Annotated in this window: 18 protein-coding genes; 17 read left to right on the forward strand and 1 reads right to left on the reverse strand. The window is 60.9% G+C overall.

Going from position 1 to position 21,687, the window contains the following annotated elements:
• The first annotated feature begins 1 nt into the window (after position 1).
• Genes N805_RS30720 through N805_RS06400 form a run of 10 tightly spaced genes read left to right on the forward strand, consistent with a single transcriptional unit; the run spans position 2 to position 7,484 of the window.
• A complete protein-coding gene (locus N805_RS30720) occupies positions 2-172 on the forward strand; it encodes a hypothetical protein (RefSeq protein WP_019471621.1) in 171 nt (56 codons plus the stop codon).
• 3 nt (positions 173-175) lie between these two features.
• Positions 176-751, forward strand: coding sequence for an HK97-gp10 family putative phage morphogenesis protein (locus N805_RS06360; RefSeq protein ID WP_019471622.1), 576 nt, complete (start codon positions 176-178; stop codon positions 749-751).
• Positions 744-1,130, forward strand: coding sequence for a DUF3168 domain-containing protein (locus N805_RS06365; protein ID WP_019471623.1), 387 nt, complete (start codon positions 744-746; stop codon positions 1,128-1,130). The genes N805_RS06360 and N805_RS06365 overlap by 8 nt, the downstream gene beginning before the upstream one ends.
• A 54-nt stretch (positions 1,131-1,184) precedes the next feature.
• On the forward strand, positions 1,185-1,685 hold the full coding sequence (locus N805_RS06370; RefSeq protein ID WP_019471624.1) for a hypothetical protein: 501 nt from the start codon (positions 1,185-1,187) through the stop codon (positions 1,683-1,685).
• Between the two features lie 41 nt (positions 1,686-1,726).
• Complete coding sequence (locus tag N805_RS06375) at positions 1,727-2,071, forward strand: hypothetical protein (RefSeq protein ID WP_019471625.1); 345 nt, start codon at positions 1,727-1,729, stop codon at positions 2,069-2,071.
• Entirely contained in the window at positions 2,068-2,307 is a 240-nt protein-coding gene (locus tag N805_RS30935; protein ID WP_019471626.1) for a hypothetical protein, read from the forward strand. The genes N805_RS06375 and N805_RS30935 overlap by 4 nt, the downstream gene beginning before the upstream one ends.
• 44 nt (positions 2,308-2,351) lie before the next feature.
• Entirely contained in the window at positions 2,352-5,642 is a 3,291-nt protein-coding gene (locus tag N805_RS06385; protein WP_019471627.1) for a phage tail tape measure protein, read from the forward strand.
• Complete coding sequence (locus tag N805_RS06390; RefSeq protein WP_019471628.1) at positions 5,642-5,980, forward strand: phage tail protein; 339 nt, start codon at positions 5,642-5,644, stop codon at positions 5,978-5,980. The genes N805_RS06385 and N805_RS06390 overlap by 1 nt, the downstream gene beginning before the upstream one ends.
• On the forward strand, positions 5,977-6,726 hold the full coding sequence (locus N805_RS06395) for a phage minor tail protein L (RefSeq protein ID WP_019471629.1): 750 nt from the start codon (positions 5,977-5,979) through the stop codon (positions 6,724-6,726). The genes N805_RS06390 and N805_RS06395 overlap by 4 nt, the downstream gene beginning before the upstream one ends.
• A 2-nt stretch (positions 6,727-6,728) precedes the next feature.
• Positions 6,729-7,484 carry a C40 family peptidase gene (locus tag N805_RS06400; RefSeq protein ID WP_019471630.1) on the forward strand — a complete coding sequence of 252 codons (756 nt, stop codon included), beginning with the start codon at positions 6,729-6,731 and terminating at the stop codon, positions 7,482-7,484.
• Between the two features lie 188 nt (positions 7,485-7,672).
• Here N805_RS06400 and N805_RS06405 read toward each other — a convergent pair whose 3' ends face one another.
• Positions 7,673-8,173 carry a retropepsin-like aspartic protease gene (locus tag N805_RS06405; protein WP_019471631.1) on the reverse strand — a complete coding sequence of 167 codons (501 nt, stop codon included), beginning with the start codon at positions 8,171-8,173 and terminating at the stop codon, positions 7,673-7,675.
• A gap of 248 nt (positions 8,174-8,421) precedes the next feature.
• On the opposite strand from N805_RS06405, the gene N805_RS06410 reads away from it, so the two are divergent.
• From N805_RS06410 to N805_RS29380, 7 genes are all read left to right on the forward strand, one after another.
• Positions 8,422-8,991, forward strand: coding sequence for a hypothetical protein (locus tag N805_RS06410; RefSeq protein WP_230685709.1), 570 nt, complete (start codon positions 8,422-8,424; stop codon positions 8,989-8,991).
• Positions 8,992-9,091: 100 nt separating this feature from the next.
• A complete protein-coding gene (locus N805_RS06415) occupies positions 9,092-9,403 on the forward strand; it encodes a hypothetical protein (RefSeq protein ID WP_019471633.1) in 312 nt (103 codons plus the stop codon).
• 404 nt (positions 9,404-9,807) lie between these two features.
• Positions 9,808-10,395: a tail assembly protein gene (locus tag N805_RS06420; RefSeq protein WP_019471634.1), complete on the forward strand. Its 588-nt coding sequence runs from the start codon at positions 9,808-9,810 to the stop codon at positions 10,393-10,395.
• 56 nt (positions 10,396-10,451) lie between these two features.
• The gene (gene gpJ / locus N805_RS30940; protein ID WP_033692274.1) at positions 10,452-19,643 is read left to right on the forward strand and encodes a TipJ family phage tail tip protein; all 9,192 of its coding nucleotides are present in this window, start codon (positions 10,452-10,454) and stop codon (positions 19,641-19,643) included.
• Positions 19,643-20,698, forward strand: a complete 1,056-nt coding sequence (locus tag N805_RS06430; protein ID WP_019471636.1) for a hypothetical protein — start codon at positions 19,643-19,645, stop codon at positions 20,696-20,698. The genes gpJ and N805_RS06430 overlap by 1 nt, the downstream gene beginning before the upstream one ends.
• A 9-nt stretch (positions 20,699-20,707) precedes the next feature.
• Positions 20,708-21,214 carry a hypothetical protein gene (locus N805_RS30470; RefSeq protein WP_155412674.1) on the forward strand — a complete coding sequence of 169 codons (507 nt, stop codon included), beginning with the start codon at positions 20,708-20,710 and terminating at the stop codon, positions 21,212-21,214.
• A 10-nt stretch (positions 21,215-21,224) separates the two neighbouring features.
• A complete protein-coding gene (locus tag N805_RS29380; protein ID WP_019471637.1) occupies positions 21,225-21,680 on the forward strand; it encodes a tail fiber assembly protein in 456 nt (151 codons plus the stop codon).
• Positions 21,681-21,687: the final 7 nt, after the last annotated feature.

The raw sequence follows: 21,687 nt of genomic DNA on the forward strand, positions 1-21,687 counted from the left end.
CATGAAAATCCGAGCACTGGGTCCGCTGACGGGCGCTTCTGGCGAGCGTGAGAAAGGCGAAGAGTTCGAGGTGACCAAAGAGCAGGGCGAAGGCTTGATTGCCCGAGGCTACGCTGAAGCGGTCACCGACAAGGCCGCGAAGCCCGCAAAGGCTGATCCAGCCAAGGAGTAGGGTATGGCGCGCCGGTCGAGCCTCCGCGGCGACATCCGGCTGCGCCGGACGCTGCGCAATATCCACAAGACGATGGACAACGAGTTGCAGCCTGCCATGGCCAAAGCAGCCGCGCGGGTACTCGAAACCCAGCGACAGCTGATCCCCAAGGATACCGGCGCTGCTGCGGCCGCCCTGCGTGTCTACGTCACCCCCAGCGGGCTGGATGCTCAGGTGGGCATACGGGGCAAGCGAGACAATCGCCGATTCTTTTACCTGCGGTTCCTTGAGTACGGGACCAAGGGCTATTCCGGCAGCATGTACCAGCGAGCTGACCGGAACGCGATCGGCGGCATGCACACCAACAACCGCGACAAGTCGCAACTGAAAGGGCGGCGCAACTCTATACGCCAGCGCGACACGAAGAACAAGTCCGATGGGCAGCACTTCTTCGGCAAGTACCCGGACATACCAGCGAGGCCGGCACATCCGTGGTTGCGCCCGTCTCTGGACGTCAACCGCGAGTTTGTCATGGCCGATCTTGAAGAGGCAGTCCGCCGCACGCTGCGCAAGGCAAGTCAGGGGGTAGGCAATGGCTGATCCATCACTGGCGCTGCAGGAGGCCATCTTCGCCAGGCTTCAGGCCGAGGTCAGCTGCCCGATATACGATGGCGCGCCGTTGAACGCTGACATGCCGTACGTCTCGATCGACCGGGAAGTCTCGGTCAACAGAAGACCGATCTCGGGCCGAAAGCGCGAAACGCGCCTGCTTTACCTGTCGGTCTGGTCCGATGCCGTAGGCCAGGCCGAGGTGAAGCGCATCAACGGCGAAGTCATCGCGGCCCTGGACGAGCGCCGGCTTCCGCTGGAGGTGGGCCGAGCGGTTTCCGTCCGGGTCGAACAGTCCGACGCGCAGCGCGACGCCGACGGCATCACCTATCAAGGGTCGATCACCGTCCGCGTCATCACCACCCACTGATTCACCTACCGGCCGCCCAGCGGCTTTATCCAATGTGCCTTTGGAGGACCCCCCATGGCCGAAGACAACCTCAACACAGCTGCCGGCTGCCGCCTCTCCATTGGTGGCAAGACCGGCGCGAGCACCCTCACGGAATACGAAGCTGACACCTATGTGGACGTTGGCGAAATCGAAGATCTGGGCGAATTCGGCGACACGTTCAACCCGGTGAACTTCACTTCCCTGGCCAATGGCCGGGTGCGCAAGTACAAGGGCACCGCTGATGCGGGCAACATGACCATGACCGTTGGCCTGGACAATGGCGATGCCGGCCAGAAGGCCGTGGGTGTCGCTCACAAAGACCGCACCAAGGGCAATTACAACATCAAGGTCACGCTCAACGATGGCGACCCAGGCGCAACCCCTGCGATCCTGCCGACCACGTTCTACTACGGCGTCAAGGTGATGAACAACACCGTGGCCCCGGGCGCCGCCGACAACGTCGTCCGCCGCAACGTGACCCTGGCTATCAACACCGACATCATCGAAATCCCAGCCGGTCCGGCTGTCCCGTGATCGATGGGGCGCAAGCCCCATCCTCTCCTGCGAGAAACCCAATGAGCGAAGCCTTGCACGGCACCGTCACGCTGGTGATTGGCGGTCGCAGCTACACCCTCAAGCCGACGCTGGATGCAGCGCTGCGCATCGAGGCCCGTTTCGGCGGGCTGCGCGGCGCGCTGGAGTCCATGCGCCTCATGAGTATCGCCGCCTGTGCCGACGTTGTTGTCGCTGGCGCCGACCTGAAGCCGGATCAGCACCCAGTCATCGCCGGTGAAGTGTTTCACACCGGTGTGGCCCAGGTGTCCGGCAAGCTGACTGAGTTCATCACCGTCCTGCTTAACCCGGTGCCACCGAGCGTGGCCGCCCGGGGAAAGGACGAGGCGGTCAGCACAGCGCAGTGAAGAACGGCAGCTACGTCGACTACTTGTTCGGCGTGGCCACCGGCTGGCTTGGCTGGCCGCCTGACACCGCGTGGCACACCCCCATTCCGCAAATCATGCTCGCTCTGGATGCTCGGCTTGATTGGACCGGACGAGGGCAGGGCCAAGGCCAGGGGCAAGCCCCGGCGTCCCCGCAGAAGCGTGAAAGCGTTGCGGACAAGTTGAAGAGCTTCCTGCGAGGGCGGCCCAAACAGTAGACAGCGTGCCGCCTCCGTGCGGTTTTTTGTGCTTGGAGATTTGCATGGCCGACCAACAAGTCCAGGGGATGCTGGTCCAGATCGAGGCCACCACGGCACAGCTGCGCCGCGAGCTGGCCAGCGCGGACCAGGTGGTGGCACGCACCGCCCAGTCGATCGACCGCAACCTTGAGCAGGTTGACTCTGCGTTCGACACCGCTGGTGTTGCTGCTCAGAGGGCTGGGGGGCTGATGCGTGGCGCCTTTGCCGCCGTCGCAGGTGCCGGCCTGATTGGCAGCATCATTCAGCAGGTTGACGCCTACGGTCAGATGTCCGACCGCATGAAGGCCGCAGCCGGCAGCGCTGGTGAGTACCAGGCGGTGCAGGAGCACCTGCTGCAAACTGCTCAGGAAACCTACCGGCCACTGGCTGAGGCCCAAGAGCTGTACATCCGCACCGCAGATGTGATGCGCAGTCTGGGATTCAACACCCAGCAGACGCTGGATATCACCGACAGCTTCAGCTTCCTGCTCGTGACCAACGCTGCCGCTGCCGACAAGGCCGGCTCCGCACTGGATGCCTACTCCAAGGCATTGCAGACCGGAAAAGTTGAAGCGGATGGCTGGGTGTCCATTCAGGACGCCATGCCCACCATCGTCACTGCCATCGCCACTGCCACAGGCAAGAGCGCGGAGGAGATCAGAAAGCTCGGCGTCCAGGGCAAGCTGTCGCTCGATGATATCAATACCGGCCTGCTGCGCACCGTGGAGGCCAACCGCAAGGCTGCGGCCGACATGTCCACCAGCGTTCAGGACGCGATGGTGAACATCAGCAACGCCATTCAGACATTCCTGGGTGAGATGGAGGAGCAAACCGGCATAGTCGCAGGCTTGGCAAACGTGCTAATTGCGCTGGCGGACAACGTGGATCTGGTGGCCGTGGCCATGGGCGGCGTCGGTGCTGCGGCCCTGACCAACTATGTGGCCAAGTCTGGGATGGCAATCCAGGCGGCACGGGCTGACCGTGCGGCGCGTATTGCCCAGGCCGAGGCAGTTTTGCAGGCGGCCATCGCCGATCAGCGCAAGGCCCAAACCGCAACCATCCTGGCCGCTCGCGAGGCTGCGGCAGCGCAAGGCACTGCGATTCAGACGCAGATGTCGATCCAACTGGCTCAGGCGCGGCAGAGAGAAGCCGCTGCTACTGCAGCGGTAGCAACTGCCCAGAGTGGCCTTCGATCTGTCAGCGCCGGCTTGCTTGGTGTACTGGGCGGACCGATGGGCCTGGCCCTGCTAGCAGGTACCGCAGCGGCCAGCTTCCTGTTGTTGCGCGATAACGCAGATCGGGCGGGCATCAGCCTCGAAGAGATGCATAAGCCGGTCTCGCAGTTGCGGGAAGAGTTCGCGAAGCTCAACAAGGACCAGCGCGAAGCGTCGTTGGTCAAGTGGCAGCAGGAACAGATAACTTCTGCAGACAAGGTCAAGGATGCATACGGCGACCTGGCCCAGTCCATCCGATCTGCTGTAGTCACTGCGCCGGCGCGTGACTCCGGTGGCCAATACAACCGCCAGCTTGCCGAATACCAAGGCCTGATTGACCGTTTAAACGAAGCACGCTCCGCCGGTCAGGGGTTGTCGCCAATCCTGCAGGAGGTCGGCGCTCGACTACAGCTTCCGGCCGGAACCCTGCAGCAGTGGATCACCCAGGCTGGCGCTGTCAGCGATGCCGATCAGCGTTCAGGCCTGATTGCCGAAACCCTGCGGGTGCTCACCGGGGTCACCGAAGAAAACACCTCGGCCACCCAGGCGAACAATGCCGCGAAGGTCGGCATGAGCTCGGCAGGGCAGACCTACCTGGAAACGCTCCAGAAGCAGCTGGCAGGCCTGCAGGATAATGGCGACGCGACGAGAATCGCCAACCGCTACATCGAGGAAAACGCCGACCTCACCGAAACAGATCGCCAGGCGATCCTCTCGGCTGCCAGCGCGATCGAGTCGCAGAAGAAGGCCAACAAGGATGCCACCGAGGGCAGCAAGGACCGCGCGAAGGCGCTAAAGGATGAGATCAAGGCCCTCGACGCGATCATCGACCGTGCGTTGCCCGAGAAAAAGCGGCTGGAGGATCTGGCGGAGGGCGTGCAGGGGCTTCGTAAGGCGCAAGCCGCAGGCAAGATCACCGCCGCCGAGATGGAGCTCGGCATCAAGAACCTCAACACGGCCTATGCCGATCCCGTCCTGCAGAAGCGAGCCGAGGAAGAGCGGAAGCTTGCCGAGGTGCGGCGTAACAGTGCCGAGGCCTATCGCAAGGCGATGGAAGTGGTCCTGCAGACCCGTCAGGACGCAATCAATGCGGATGTGGCCGGCGTAAGTATGGGCGATGACCAGCGTGAAGAGGCCGACCGGTTAAACACCGTCCGGCAGAAATATGCGGAGGCGCGTCGACAACTGGAGGAGCAGCAAGAGGACGTGTCGCGCCGGCTCAGCCAGGACGCCTACCAGCAGCGGCTGGCAGACCTCGCCGACTACCAGGCGCGTGAGTTGCAGATGGAGGTCGACGGCTTCGAAGCCAGATTGCAGGCGCAGCGCGACTACCGAAACGGCGCTAAGCGGGCTTGGGCCAACATCCAGGCTGACGCAGCGAACGTGGCTGGCGCAACTGACGACATGCTCACCACCGGTTTCAATACGGCACGTGACGCTGTGGCCGACTTTGCCATGACGGGGAAGGCCAACTTCAAGAGCTTCACCGTTAGCGTGCTCTCGGATATGGCCAGGATCGCCAGTCAACAAGCAGCAAGCTCATTACTGAGTGGGCTTGTGGGGCTGGGGGTATCGGCAGTCGGCAGCTACTTCGGCGGCGGGTCAGGCAACGGCATGACTCCGGGCTCTGCCGGAGCGATCTCCTCTAACCTGGGCGCATCCCAGGCTGGCTATGGAAGCACGTATTTTCCGCAGGCCTTGGGTGGCGCCTGGTCGAACGGTGTGCAGATGTTCGCCAAAGGCGCCGGGTTCGCCACCAACAATATTTTGAACACGCCGACCATGTTCGGCATGGGCAATGGCGGGCTGGGAGTCGCTGGTGAGGATGGGCCTGAGGCGATCATGCCTTTGGCACGCGGGCCTGACGGATCGCTGGGCGTACAGATGGTCGGCGGCTCCGCGAGCGGAGGCACATTGGTGCAGATTGATGCTCCTATGTATTTAACCGTTCCGGATAGGAGCGACGAGGGTATGGAGCTTGATAGCACTGCGCTTCAGCAGAATTTGCAGAAGCAGATGCAGGGTGTAGCTGAGCGAGCCATTACCGACTCTTGGCGCGCCGGTGGCGTGAGCTATCGAAACAGCAACGGGAGACGCTGATGGCGATCGAAACATTTACCTGGACTCCTGACGACGAGGCCGGCGGTGACAGCACCCTGCGGACTCGGACATCACAGTTCGGTGACAACTATGCCCAAGTGTCCACCGATGGCTTGAACGCCGAAACAGACAGCTGGTCGCTTTCGTTCGGCGGCTTGGCGGACGAGGTCGCGCCCATCCTGGTCTTCATTAGACGGCACCGGGGCGCTACCGCGTTCTTGTGGACCAATCCCGAGGGTGTACTCGGCATGTACCGCTGCAAGGCCTTTCGGCAGCAGCGCAAGCCGGGTGGGGTGGTGGTGCTGACGGCAACCTTTGAGAGAGCGTTTCATCCATGAGCTTGATCACTCAGCTGCAGAAGCTGGAACCGGGCGCGGAAATCCTGCTGTTCGAACTGGACGGCTCCGATTTCGGAGCGGACACGCTGCGATTTCATGGGCATGCGATACCGCACACGCCTCAGGAGCTTGCAGCGGCTGGCGCGAACGCCGATCAGCTGCCGGCCAAGTCGATCTGGTGGCAGGGGAGCGAGTACGGGGCCTGGCCGATGCAAATCGATGGCATTGAAGCCAATTCGGACGGCACCGCCGTGCGGCCCACGCTGACCGTAGGCAACGTCAACGGCAGGATCACAGCGCTATGCCTGGCCTTCGACAACCTGCTCGAGTTCAAGCTGACCATGCGTCACACCATGGCGCGCTACTTAGACGCGGCAAACTTCCCCGCCGGCAACCTGGAGGCAGACCCTACCGAAGAAGCGATCGAGGTCTGGTACATCGATCAAAAGGTGTCGGAGAGCGGTACCACGGTCGCCTGGGAGCTCGCTAGCCCTGGCGATGTCGGCGGCGAGACCATTGGCCGGCAGATGACCCAGCTGTGCCACTGGGCGATGACCGCCGGCTACCGCGGCCCCAACTGCGGATACACCGGCCCCTACTTCGACCTCGATGGAAACGCCACGGGCGACCCGGCCAAGGACCAGTGCAATGGCTGTCTGGACTCAGGCTGCACAGTTCGCTTTGGCCAGGGCAACCAGCTGCCCTTCGGCGGGTTCCCGGCCGTTTCCCTGATCGCACGGAGCTGACCATGCGCAAACACATCCTCGCCGCCGTGCAAGCGCACGCCGCGGCGGAATACCCGCGCGAGTGCTGCGGCCTGATCATCACCGTCGGCCGCTCCCACAGGTACATCCCATGTGACAACACCGCGACCGATCCCGCCGACGAGTTCCGCATCGCGCCGGAGCAGTACGCGGCAATTGAAGACCAAGGCGAAGTGCTCGGCATCGTGCACTCGCACCCGGATGCTACCAGCAGGCCCTCGCCGCGTGACCTGGCCATGTGTGAGGCCACAGGCTTGCCCTGGCACATCCTGTCGTGGCCTGAAGGTGATTTGCGCAGCATTACCCCTACCGGCCACACGCCGTTGTTGGGTAGGCCATTCGTGCACGGCGCCTGGGACTGCTGGCAGGTGTGTGCGGATTGGTACAAGCGCGTATGGGGTCTGGAGTTCCCAGCTTATGCTCGGGAGGATGGCTGGTGGGAGAAGGCTGACGGCCCGAGCTTGTACGAGCAGGCCTTCGAGGAAGCCGGCTTTTATCAGGTAAGCCAGCCGCAACGCGGTGACATGATCGTCATGGCGGTTGGTCGTACCGTTCACCCGAATCACGCTGGCATCTACCTAGGTGCCGATGCGAAGCTACCTGAGGAGCATGGGCAGGTATTCGGCCCGGGCCCATTCATTCTGCACCACCTGCTCGGCAGACCATCAGAAATCATCGTGTTCGGCGGGCCTTGGCTCGACCGGACGCGCCTTGTGTTGCGTCATCTGGACTCGAAGTGAAGCGGCTAGGCCGCATGGAGGAGGGCATGAGCAACCAGAAGGCTGATGCTGTGGCGGTGAGCCGACTCGAAACGAGAATCGACCCTAGAGCCATAGTTGCTCCTGTGAAGCCTCCGGTGCCCTGCAATTGGGACGACTGCGAAGTCATCCCCTTGAAGCAGGACGGGCCTTGGGACGCCAGAGAGCTGCTATTTGTCGGGCTTAGTAGTGAACTCAAACCTGAAGGTGTTTGAGTCGAAGTCCATGACAAGCACACCGTTGCTCAGAAACTGCATACCTAGGATTGCATCATAGTGACGGCCGTTTTTACGCAGCGGGACAGACGTAAACTCGGCCGCTTGCTTGTAGTGCGTCGATGATCCTTGGAGGATGAAAAGAGCTGGGTAAACTGGCTCAATTGTTGTTGCTGATGCAGAGTGGACGGTCATGGTCCGCTCACTAAGAAAACCATTCTGATGCGCAAAATCTTCGTCGATGTAAACTCCCTCAGCCCCTGTGTCGATCAGCGCAGTTATTTCATGAAGGGGCGTGCCCGCTATCGGATCGAATGGGCTCGAGGGCAGTGCGGGCTGTAACAATAATTTAACCACGGGAGTGATCGGATTTCGCTCAGCGATATCAGACAGCCGATCCCCCTGTTGAAGAAAGTAAATTGGGGCCCCTTTTCCTTGGGCATTGGCGCTGCTCACATCATCCTCCTAAGTGTTTCCATGGGCTTTCCGGCAACGGACCGGGGCGTTTCGTTGGAGGTGCAACGCTACTATGGCGAAATGATGGCGCGGTACTGGTATTCCATCCACACTGGATGGGTGGACAGGGTGATGATGACGTGGCACGCTGCGCGACTCTGTGGAGCATGCTTGGAGTATCGTTAGTGGTCAGCGCGCAAGAAAGCCGGAATCAGTGCATCAAGAGTATGGGCGCGGATCTTGGGGCGATGTACTACGACCTCAACGATCAACTGCTTGAGACCCTTTTGCTGTGGAAGCAATACGAGCAGCTTTTTTGTGTGGACCAAGCAACTGTGCAGGTTTTGAATGATTCAGCGCCTACGTTCTTCGGCGTTGTACAGGCACAGTTCTGGGATGCGGTGATGCTGGGGATTTCCAGGCTTACTGATCCCGCTATGACGGGAAAGAAGCCAAACCTTTCAATCAGTGCCATCCCACCGATCATCAGTGATACGCAAGTCCGAGCCCAGGTGGAAAGCGCAGTCGCTACCGCCTTGATTGACGCGGAGTTTGCGCGTGAGCATCGCAACAAGCGTATTGCACACAATGACCTAGTCCACATTCAAGGGCTTGCGGCAAGCCCGCTGTCCCCTGCAAGTCGTCTGAAGATCAAGGCTGCATTGAGCTCGGTGTGTGCAGTTCTTGAGATCCTGAACGGTCACTACCGACAGTCCGTAATGCTCTATGACGATCTCATTTACGATGGAGGGGCCGGGAGCGTGGTTCACCTCTTGGAGGACGGCCTCAGGCATCAGGATTGTGATTCGGCAGAATAGTTGATCAGCCCAGCCTCGCGCTGGGCTTTTTGCATCTGCTGTCGCGAATTTCGATTTCCCGTAAACTGCCCGGCCTATCCACCATTCAAGGAATGAGACCGTGGCATCCAATCACACCGTTACCTGCCCTCACTGCATTACCGAAGTGCCGTGGGGCGCTCGTGTATGCCGAGGTTGCCAAGCCGAGATCGAGTACGGCACGCCTCGTGGCATTACTGCCTTCCTAGGGATCCTCTGCCTGATCGCGGGCTGGTATGCCGCCAAGGTCTTTCACCTCTACATCACCGACAACTCGACAGTCCTCTGGGCGGTGTTCGGGATCGTCTTCGGAGGGCTGGCCTTGGCTTGCACGAGGTTCTGTAGGCGCCGGTATGCCCACAAGACCATGTTCAAGCGTTTCTACCGGAAATAGGGGATCACATGCGAATTCTGATCGGTGCTGTGGGGCTAGCGTTGCTGGCGGGGTGCGTGACGACCGCAGACTTGGAAGGCAACGAGCCCTCGATTAGCGCGATAACGAAGAAAGAACCAAAGCAGTATGCTCTGTGTGTATTTCCTAAGTGGCAGGCCGCCAGGACGGAATCCTCCATGGTCGAGACCGAAAACGGTTATCGCTTATGGGTGGCGAATAGCAGCATGGTAGACGAGCTGCTTGATATCACTAGAACAGCGACTGGCAGCTCTATAGCTCTGCGACAGCGTATGCCGTGGTCAGCCATGCCTGGTCGTTCAGCTGTGGAGCGAGCTGTCAGAACATGTCTTTGAGTCACTCATCACAAACCGCCTTAGGGCGGTTTTTTTATGCCTGGAGGAATCATGGCAACCGCAGCGGCCGACTATCAACCAATGACCATCATCAAACTGTCCGGCTCGCTGGCACAGAAGTTCGGGCGCACGCATCGTCGTCAGATTGACAGCGGCGAGACCTGGGAAGTCTTCAAAGCCTTGAAAGCCACGGTCCAAGGCTTCGAAGAGGAGATCAGACGGCTCGATGGACTAGGGTTACGCTTCGCTATCTTCCGTAATCGAAAGAACATTGGCATGGATGAGTTGAGCCGTCGAGGCACTCACGAGGTACGCATCGTGCCTGTTGTTCATGGCAGCAAACGCGGAGGGATTCTTCAAACCATCATTGGCATAGCCTTGATGGTGTCGTCCATATGGCTAGGCCCGTCCGCATTCTATGCTGGTCTTTCTATGACGCTGGGCGGAGTCGTCCAGATGCTCAGCCCCCAGGCTAAGGGACTATCCCAGAGTGCCGCCCCTGAAAACTTGCCGTCCTACGCCTTCGGCAATGCCAAGAATACAACGGCAAGCGGAAACCCCGTCCCGATCTGCATCGGGGACCGCCGTTGGGGGGGAGCAATCATCTCGGCATCTACCTACCCCGAAGACAAGATCTGAAGAAACCACCGAATTCCAGCCGCCTCCGGGCGGTTTTTTATTGCCTGGAGGAAAGCATGGGTGCTACAGCTCATATGGACATTGCCGGCGCCAAAGGCGGTGAGAGTAAGCCTAAGACGCCGGTCGAAGCCCCTGACAGCCTGCAGTCCACGATCATCGCCAAGATGCTGATCGCTGTAGGTGAGGGCGAGTTTGACGGAACCCCGACCGATCGTGACATCTATCTCGATAACACCCCGATCATGGATGCTAGTGGTAGCGTGAACTTCCCCGGCGTGAAGTGGGAGTGGCGACGTGGCACGGTGGAGCAGGACTACATCCAGGGCCTGCCCGCGATCGAGAACGAGACTACGGTCAATGTCGAACTGCGCAGCGACAACCCTTTCGTCCGTGCGCTCAGCAACGCTCAGCTATCTGCCGTGCGCGTGCGCATGTCCTGGGATCGACTCGCCAGTCAAGATAGCAACGGCAACACAAACGGCTATCGGATTGATTATGCAATTGATGTGTCCACGGATGGCGGCGCTTATGTGGAGGCCCACCGCGGCGCCGTGGACGGGAAAACCACTAACGGATACCAGCGGTCTGTACGCGTCGACCTGCCAGCTGCGACATCGGGATGGCAGTTCCGCGTCCGACGCCTCACGCCGAACGCCAACAGCGGAACCGTGGCCGACAAGATGATGATTGCGGGCTATACCGAGATCATCGACGAAAAGCTGCGCTACCCGAACACTGCTCTGCTGTACATCGAATTTGATGCTCAGCAATTCACCAACATTCCAACGGTAACAGTTAAGTGCCGGGCGCGCCGCTGGCCAGTGCCAACAAATTATGACCCAGACACCCGCACCTATACTGGCGTTTGGGATGGCACCTTCAAGCAGGCATGGACCAATAACCCTGCGTTCGTCAGCTATGGCCTGTGCGTCGAGGACCGTTTCGGCCTGGGCAAGCGCATCAAATCCTGGATGGTCGACAAGTGGGAGATGTACCGCATCGCTCAGTACTGCGACCAGCAGGTGCCGAACGGGCAGGGCGGGCAAGAGCCTCGCTTCCTGTGTGATATGAATCTGCAGGGCCGCGCCGAGGCCTGGACCCTGCTGCGCGACCTGTCGGCAATCTACCGTGGCATGGTGTATTGGGCCCACGGCTCGCTGTTCATGCAGGCAGACATGCCGCGCGCCCAGGACATCGACTACGTGTTCACCCGGGCCAACGTCATCGACGGAGAGTTCGTCTATGGTGGCGCCGAGCGTAACACCCATTACAGTCGGGCCCTGGTCAGCTACGACAACCCGGCGAACAACTACGACACTGACGTCATCCCGGTGACCGACAACGCGCTTCAACGCCGGTACCGTGATCGTCCGGTTGAGATATCGGCCATCGGCTGCACCCGCGCCTCCGAAGCGCAGCGCCGCGGAAAGTGGGCTCTGCTGAGCAATAGTCAAGACCGTACTGTCACCTTCAAGACCGGCATGGAGGGCCGCATCCCGCTCCCTGGCTATGTCATTCCTGTGGCGGATGAGCTGGTGGCTGGCCGCCCGAACGGTGGCCGGATTTCGTCGGCAGCCGGGCGCGTCGTGACGCTGGACCGTGATACGCCGATCAAGGCCGGCGACCGTCTGATCCTGAACCTGCCGAACGGCACCGCGCAGGCGCGAACTGTACAGTCGGTTGCCGGGCGCGCAGTGACGGTGACTACCGCATACAGCGTGCAGCCAGAGCCAGAACTGCAGTGGGCGATTGATTACGACGACCTGGCTGTCCAGCTGTTCCGGGTGCTGAAGACTACGCGCACCCAGGAAGGTGACTACGAGATCACCGCGCTCGAGTTCAATCCGAGCAAGTTTGCGGCCATCGACACCGGCGCCAAGCTGGACGAGCGCCCGATCAGTGTCATCCCGGTGACGACCGTGCAGCCACCGGCCAGCGTTACCCTGACTTCGGCCTACGCCGTGGATCAAGGTATTGGCGTGAACACCATGACCATTTCCTGGCCAGCAGTGCAGGGGGCCGTCGCCTATGACGTGGAATGGCGCAAGGACAATGGCAATTGGGTTCGAGTACAACGCACCGGCGCGGCTTCTGTCGATGTGGTGGGTATCTATGCGGGGGCCTACCTGGCGCGTGTGCGCGCTGTGAGCTCGTTCGATATCACGTCGACCTGGCGCGACTCCATGCTGACCCAGTTAAAGGGTAAGGAAGTTCTACCGCCAGCAGTTGCATTCCTCACTACCACGCCGCTGGTATTCGGCACCCGACTGAACTGGGGCTTCCCGGCTGGCGCAGAGGACACTGAGCGCACCGAGATTTGGCAGGGCACAACTGCCAAGCGCGAAGAGGCGAGCAAGCTGGGGGACTTTGCTTTTCCGCAAGCTGAGCACGAAGTTCACGGTCTCGCGGCTGGTGTCTCGTTCTTCTACTGGGCGCGCCTGATCGACCGCAGCGGGAACGTTGGACCATGGTACCCAACCGGCGTTGGCGTGAACGGCCAGGCCAGCAGCAACCAGTCCGAGTATGAGGAATACTTCAAGGACAAAATCAGTAACGGTTCCCTGTACCCGGCACTGCGCGACGAGATCGCCCTCATCTCTGGTCCACCCGATCTCCCGGGGTCGGTCAACAACCGTCTGGAAGAACTGGACGAGCAGGTCACCGAGATCACCGACCAACTGGGCGAGGCGGTCACGCAGGTTCAATCCAACCTCGACACCGCGACTCAACAGGCTCAGCAAGCGATCGACCAGGTGGCCGAGGCCGCCCGGCAGGTGCAACAGGACCTCGACGAAGCCACGCAAGACCTGCAGGGCCAAATCGACAGCGTCAGCCAGATCGCCAAGTCGCTGCCGTACAACGCCGACAAAACCTACACGTCTGGCCAGACTGTGCTGGGGACCGATGGCAAGCTGTACCAGGCGTCGAAGGCGGTACCGAAAAACACCGCGCCGCCGAATACCAGCTATTGGACTGATGTCGGCCAGGTTGTGCAGTCGGCGAACGGGCTTGCCGCCCGCGTGCAGACCGTGGAGACCAAGGTTACCAACCTGGAGGGCACCACCACTTCGCAAGCCACCCAGCTCACCGGCTTGCAGTCCAGCCTGACCACCACCAACCAGAACGTCACGGCGGCTCAGCAAGCGGCGCAGGATGCGGCGACCCTCGCGGGCGGCAAGGGCAAGGTCATTGTCCAGGCTGCAGCGCCTGCTGTTGCTGACCGCCTGGCGCAGAATCTCTGGATCGATACCACCAGCAACGCCAACACGCCGAAACGCTGGAGTGGCAGCGCTTGGGTGGCGGTCACCGACAAGGTCGCGACGGATGCAGCCTCTGCAGCAGCAAATGCACTGACTGTGGCGCAGACCAAAGCCGATGCTTCGGTGGTCAACCACCTGTCGACCCGGGTCACTGATGCTGAGGGGGTAATTACGTCGCAGGGCCAGGCTATGACCGGCCTGCAGAACAGCTTGGTCACGACCAACCAGAACGTGTCGGCCGCCCAGCAGGCTGCGCAGGATGCGTCCACCCTGGCGGGCGGGAAGGGCAAAGTGATCGTGCAATCTGCTGCCCCGGCTGCCGCTGATCGACTGGCGCAGAACCTCTGGATCGATACCACAGGCAACGCCAACACACCCAAGCGGTGGAGCGGCAGCGCCTGGGTGGCGGTGACGGACAAGGTGGCGACCGATGCTGCAGCCGCCGCGGCCAATGCATTGTCGGTCGCGCAGACCAAAGCCGATGCCTCGGCTGTTGATTCGTTGTCCACGACCGTGACTCAGCAGGGCAACACCATTACGTCGCAGGGCCAGGCACTCACTGGACTCAACAACAGCTTGACCACCACCAACCAGAACGTTACTGCGGCGCAGCAGGCAGCCCAATCTGCTTCCGACCTGGCCGGCGGTAAGGGCAAGGTTCTGTTCCAAGCAACAACACCGGCGGTTGCTGATCGGGCGGCCCAGAACCTCTGGATCGACACCACCGGCAACGCCAACACTCCGAAACGCTGGAACGGTAGTGCCTGGGTAGCTGTGACCGATAAAGTGGCCACTGATGCGGCGGCTGCCGCTGCTGCAGCAAGCGCGCTGGCGCAGACCAAGGCCGACGCCTCGACAGTGACCGCGTTGTCCAATACGGTGACCCAGCAGGGCAGCACGATCACCGCCCAAGGCCAGGCCCTCACGAACATCCAGGCCAGCATCGGGAACATCTCCGGTGAGAACCTGCTGCTGGACCCATCTTTCTCCAGCAGTAACGGCGTCAACGCCCAGCCCGGCATCCTGGTGCTGAACCGAAGCGATGCCAGCGTGCCGGCAGGTGCGCCCACGGCGCGCGTGGTGAAGTGGGACGTGCCCGCCAGTACGGGGAACACCTATGTTGGATTTACGTCTGCCCTCAACGTCAGGCCTCCTGAGAACTCCAATGCGACACAGATCGCGGTGGCGGCCGGAGAGGTCTTTGATTTTGAGCTGGTGCTGCACAGTGAGAAGGCCAGGCAGTTCGGCCTATGGGCGCAGTACTACGCATTGGACGGATCTTCTGTTACCCATGGCTGGGTCCAGCAGGGCGGGGATGGCTTCAACATTGCCACCACCGCAGGTCAGTGGGTGAAGCTGACGGGTATGGTGACGGTCCCGGCAGGCGCCGTGCGCCTGGCGATGACGGTTCGCATGTCTACCGGCGACGCCTTGGTTGCTTACATGGCCGCCCCGGCCGTACGCAAGCGTGCCGCCCAGACCAATGCGCTGGCGTCTGCTACGCAGTCTCTGGATGCGCGGGTCGCGCAGACCGAGGCCGGCCTGACCTCGCAGAGCTCGTCGATCATCTCCCTGCAGAGCAGCCTGACGACTACGAACCAAAACGTCACCGCCGCGCAGCAGGCTGCCCAGGCAGCATCCGACCTGGCGGGCAGCAAGGGCAAGGTGATCGTGCAAACGGCTACCCCTCCGGTGCCTGACCGCCTCGCGCAAAACCTGTGGATCGACACCACAGGCGGCGCCAACACGCCTAAGCGGTGGAGTGGGTCTGCCTGGGTAGCGGTAACGGACAAAGTTGCCACGGATGCGGCAGCTGCGGCCGCTAACGCTCTGGCCCTGGCTCAGACCAAGGCCGATGCAACTGCGGTGAACAACTTGGGTACCCGGGTAACCAGCGCTGAAGGCAAGATCGAAGCGCAGGGATCCGCGCTAACTAATGTGCAGGCAGCGGTGGGCGATATCGCGGGCAACGGGGCCAACCTGGTGCCAGCCGAATACGCTGTGTTTGGCCCGGCAGTACCCGCTCTGGTGATGGGCGGGGGCCAGGCTGCCACGGTTGAAGCTGATCCGCACGGTTTCAACGGCTATGTGCTGCGCTTGCTTCAAACCTCCGGTACCGGCACCACGTACTTTGCGCCGAGCAACATCTACTCGGGGGCAAACATCGCCCTCAAAAACAAGAAGTACATCCTGGCTTGGGACGCCAAAAGTACTTCTGGGGCCAAGCAGATGCAGGTCAGCCTGCGGACTATTGCTGCCGACGGTGCCGTGAGGTTCGCACCTGGTCAGGATGTCGCCATTACCGATCAGTGGGGCCGGTACAGCGCCGTGTTTGACCTGACCAGCACTGCTTTCGTAGCTGATCGGATGGTGGTGTGCATATCTGCGTCGCCCAACCCGAAGGATGGAATCGCGGTACTGGTAGACCGCATCATGCTCGAGGAGCAGGTCGGGGCCGGCACAACCCCGTCGACCTTCAACATTGGCAACAGTGCTGGTCAGGTCGGCGCCTTGGCCAACTCGGTCAACCAGCTCGATGCCCGGGTGGTGCAGACGGAAACGGGGCTGACCTCGCAAGGGATCGCGCTGACCGGCCTGCAAAACAGCCTGACCACGACCAATCAGAACGTCACTGCTGCCCAACAAGCAGCACAGGCGGCGTCCGATCTAGCGGGTGGGAAGGGTAAGGTCATGTATCAGTCCACGGCCCCGGCAGTAGCGGATCGCCTGCCGCAGAACCTCTGGATTGATACAACCGGCAGCGCGAACACGCCGAAACGCTGGAGCGGGACTGCATGGGTGGCGGTTACCGACAAGGTGGCCACGGATGCAGCTTCGGCGGCAGCCAGTGCGCTGTCCCAAGTGGCGACGAAAGCCGATGCCTCGACTGTGCAACAACTAAGCAACACAGTTTCGCAGCAGGGGCAGACGGTGACCGCCCAGGGGCAGGCGATTACCAACATCCAGACATCGGTTGGCAACTCATCGCAGGACAATCTGCTGCGCAACCCCGACTTCAATGTCGCCGGCGATTTGGTCAACAACAGTACCGCTGACTTCAAGATGGAGTACTTCAGCAAGACGGATGCGGGTGTACCAGCTGCTGCACCTGCAAATCGACTGCTTTGTATGTCCAAGTTGCGGGATGTATCTGGATGGGGCGGTCAGGCGCTGGTGTTCACCAACGGCAGCGTGCGCACCGCCGCGACGCCGGGGGAAGTCCTTAACGTGGAATGCCAGATGTTCTGCGAACATGCGACGACCAACGCGGGCAAGATCGCTATCACGTACTGGATCGACAGTGCTACCAGCGTCAGCGGCAACGTTCGAATCCTCGGCTACAGGGCTGCTGATGGGGGGTGGCAGAAGCTTGGCGTTCAAGTGACCGTGCCAGCTCAGACAACCGAAATTTCGTTGTACGTGGTACCTGACGGTCCTGCCGTCGTCGGCTTCAAGATGTGGGTCGCGAACTTGAAAATCGCCAGACAGGGGGCTGGCGAAGCGGCGCTTGCATCGGCCACGCAGCAGCTTGATTCCCGGGTGAGCCAGACCGAGCTGGGGTTGACCTCCCAGGGCTCTGCAATCACGGGACTGACCAACAGCCTCTCCACCACCAACCAGAACGTCACTGCAGCGCAGCAGGCCGCGCAGGCAGCTTCGGACTTGGCCGGCGGCAAGGGTAAAGTGATCATCCAGAGTGCGACGCCGGCCACGGCTGACCGCTTGGCGCAGAACCTCTGGATCGATACCACGGGCAACGCCAACACACCCAAGCGGTGGAGCGGCAGCGCCTGGGTGGCGGTGACGGACAAGGTGGCAACGGACGCCGCCACTGCTGCAGCAAGCGCTTTGAGCCAGGTTGCCGCCAAGGCTGACGCATCAACGGTCCAGGCACTGACCAACACGGTCACCCAGCAGGGATCGACAATCACGGCGCAAGGAAGCGAGATCACCAACATCAAGGCATCGGTTGGCGTTCTGTCGGCTGAAAACCTGCTGTTCAACCCGGCATTCGCAGATGGCCCGGTGTTCTCTGGTTCTCCAGCGTTCGCCGTGCTGGCGCGCAATGACGCCTCAGTGCCATCTGGGGCGCCGTCGCCCCGGGTGGTGAAGTGGCCCGTGGCAACGTCCACCGGCAACAACTACCTGGGCTTTCAAAGTGCCCTCAACGTCCGGCCTCCCGAGAATGCGGTGACTTCGCAAATCTCTGTTGCGGGCGGCGAGGTCTATGATTTCGAGCTGTATGCCTACAGCTCAGTGGCGCGTCAGCATGGGTTGTGGATTCAGTTCTATGATCTCGAAGGCACGAGCGTCGGTCACAACTGGGTGGTTGCAGCGGGCGATGGGGTTCGTCTCACAAACGTTGCGCAAACCTGGACGAAGCTGACTGGGCAGGCCACCGTGCCGGCTGGATGCGTGCGTATGGCGATGACCTTCCGCGTGTCGGTGGGTGATGCCACCGATGTGTTCCTGTCCTCGCCAATTGCACGTAAGCGCGCCGGTCAGGACAATGCCCAGGCCAGCGCACTGCAATCGGTTGACGCCCGTGTTTCGGTGACGGAGGGGACGGTCTCCAGCCAAGGATCTGCCATCACCCAGCTGAACAACGCTGTGGCGGGCAAGGCGGACAACACTGCGCTGCAGAGCCTGCAGGGTACCGTGACACAGCAGGGCAATACGCTGAGCTCGCAGGGTCAGGCCGTTACTCAACTGCAAAGCTCCATAAGCGGGATCGGGGGAAGTGGCTCCAACCTGCTGGCGGATGACTACAGCTGGCTGACTTCTACCACGCTTCCGGCTACGGCCGTCGGCAGTGGTGTGACGCGAGAAGGCGTGGCAGTGCCGGACGCTGACTCCGGCTTCGGCTACCTGGCTGGGAGCAGCACCAATAGCTTCCTCATGCTGAGCACGACCAACACCCTGGCTGGCTGGAACGTGCGGATCGAGCCTGGCGTGTACCTGGTGTCTATGTACATCCAGTGCAGCGCGGCCACCAACGGGCGCGTCTCGTTATACAACGGCACGCATCGGTATGGGCCCACGCTTGCCCTGCCGACGACGCGGACACGCGTCACCTTCCCGGTCACCGTCACGGATAGCGCCAACGTCGGCATCACCATCTACTTCAACATGAGCGCTGTTTCCGGGCTCACGGCCATCATCGATTCGGTGATGATCGAGAAGCGGGTGGGGGAGAGCAACACGCCTTCTCCGTTCGTACCGGGCCCTTCCGCGCGGGCGGTGAGCGGTCAGGCCACGGCCATCAGCCAACTGAACACCACGGTGAACCAGCAAGGGACGGCGATCACCGCGCAGGCCAGCCGCTTGGATGGGCTGTATGTTCAGGTGAACCCGGAAATGGAGGGCGACAGCACCGGCTTGGCTGGTGCCACCGGCGGCCTGGTTGGTGTCTGGACCGAGCAGTCGGCCCGGATCGAGGATGGCGTTGCCATGGGCAAGCGGGTGGACACGGTCCAGTCGCAAGTCGGCGGCGTAGAAGGCTCGGTACAGGCCGTGAGCGCCTCGGTGCAGCAGGTCTCCGAGACTATTGCCGGCGTAGATGGGCGCGTTTCCGCCATGACCACGATCAAGGCTGAAACGATTGCCGACGGGCGCCGCGTGATGGCGGGGCTTGCGCTGGGCAGTAATGGAGAAACTGCTGAGATCCTGGCCTACGCGCAGCGCTTTGCGATTGTGGATGAGTCGTCTGGACAGGTGACCCTGCCGTTTGTTGTTTCGAACGGTCAGGTGTTCATCAACCAGGCGGTGATCAATCAGGCGTTCATCCAGAACATCGTGGCCGGCATGACGATTCGCTCGCAAGCAGTCAACTCACAAGGACTTCCCCTTCTGGAGCTGAACTTTGTGACGGGTGCTGTGAGTATCAGGGGGCAGGATGCCAATGGATCGACGCTGCTGAACAACGCCGGGCTGTACGTTTACGACGCCAATGGCATCGAGCGTACGGCGGTAGGGAGGCTTACCTAATGGCTGATCTATATGGGCTCCGGACGCGGGATGCGTCTGGGGGCATCACCCTCGACACCACGATCACCTCGGTGCGATCTCTGAAAATGATGCAGGTGACCGGCAACGGCGAATTCGACCAGTACATCTCGATTCCCGAGATCCAGGCGCAATCCTTCGTGGTCGTGGACGCGTTGTATGACGGAGGAGAGAACACCACCAGTCCTCAGGCCTGGTTCTCCGCGGGGCAGTTGCAGCTGCGGCAGCCCTACACCCGCACCTGGCAAGTGATGATTCTCTCGTTGGGCGGCGAGCCATTCCCAGCACCAGGCTCCTACGGCATGCGCGCTTCGAACAACAACATTCGAACGCAGATTGACTCGGTCAACCAGGTGCTGACAGTTCGCTATAACGGGAGATTCAACATTGGTTTCCAAGGACCGGGGAGCGGAAGCCAGATCCAGTGGGCTGATGTGAACTTCGCTGCGCCCATCACCACGTACGAGAGGCCTTTAGTCTTCCTGAACGCTGACAACTACATGATGGTGGGTAATTTTTCGGTGAAGGGTAGCCCTGGGAACTGGACAGGTTTCAGGTTGAAAGCCTGGAACAACCAAGTGGCGCACGGCGAAACTGCACTCTATCCGATGATGATCAACTGGTATTGCGCGAGCTACCTGACGCCATCCACGCCACCGGGAGAGTTTGGGGCATCGGTCCGAAACAGTGCAGGTAGCAGGACCTTTGTCACCACCGCCAACCTCGCTCTGCTAAATGGGCAGCCAGCCTCAAGCTCATTTGTTCAAGCGGGCGATCCGATTGTAGGTGGACCCTATTACTCGCCAAGTCAGCAGATGCCCTGGACAGGGAGCTATCAGGACTACGTCTTGGCCAATGCGCTGTTTTCAATGACCAACATCGGGCAAACCTCACAGCCGCTACGCACTAACTATGGCGGTTTCCTGCCCGGTAACCGGTCGATCTTGCAGATGTATTGCGATAACGGATCGGGTATCAACCCGCTTACGGCCAATGGGCGGACGCTGTTTGCCTCCAGGCCAATGAAACCTTTTTAAGGAGTCGACATGGCGAAACAAACAATCAATCTCGGCAACGCGCCTAGCGGTGCCGGCGGCGATGACCGCCGAAGCGCCTGGGTTAAGGCCATTGCAAACTTCGATGAGATCTATGCAGCGCTTGGAGGCAACTCCATCCCTGCAGCGCTGCCGATTGCAAAGGGTGGTACAGGCGGCACTACGGCGGCCACAGCCAAAGCGTCCCTCGGTATCGGTGATCTAGGGGTCGGGCAAAGCTGGCAAGACAGAACACCACAGCGCTCCTTGGGCACTACCTATACGAATACCACAGGCAAGCCGATTCAAGTTTCTGTCTTCGGTGGGCCCGCGAGTGGTGGCGGAGTTGGTTATCAGGTTGCGGTTGGCGGGGCAGTGGCAGGGATCGGATGTTACTCATACGCATCAGGACAATATATTGCGTCTCAGACCATTATCGTTCCTCCCGCTGCAACTTATAACGTGTCGGTTCTGAACGGTACTGCCCCCGTTCTTTACTGGCGAGAACTCACAAGCTGAGGGTCGAAGCATGGGCCATAAATATCTAGTCAATGATCTTACGGGGCAGGTCTTTGCGTTCGAGGAAGACGGCAGCCAAGACGAATTCATTCCTCCAGGTTTGAGGCTGATGGGGCCTCGGGAGATTGATCGCCATCTCAATCCGGAGCCGTCCTACTGGACGAACGGCAGCGACTTAATACTTTCATCTGGTGTCGTCCCCGGATGGCGCTTTGCGACTTCAGCCGAGGTGGAGGCGTTACGGCCGAGCATGCAACTGCGCGAGGCAACAGAGAAAATTGCAGTTCTGCGCCAGGCCGCTGATTACGCCATAGCCCCGCTGCAAGATGCGGTGGATCTTGAGGAGGCCATGCCGGGCGAGGTTGACGCCCTGAAGGCTTGGAGGCGCTACCGTGTCGCGCTAAATCGCTTGGTTGATCAGCCAGGTTATCCCGACGAGATCGACTGGCCCGAAGTGCCGGCCTGACTCACCG

The organism is Pseudomonas putida S13.1.2 (assembly GCF_000498395.2).
GTDB classification, from domain to species: Bacteria; Pseudomonadota; Gammaproteobacteria; order Pseudomonadales; family Pseudomonadaceae; genus Aquipseudomonas; species Aquipseudomonas putida_Q.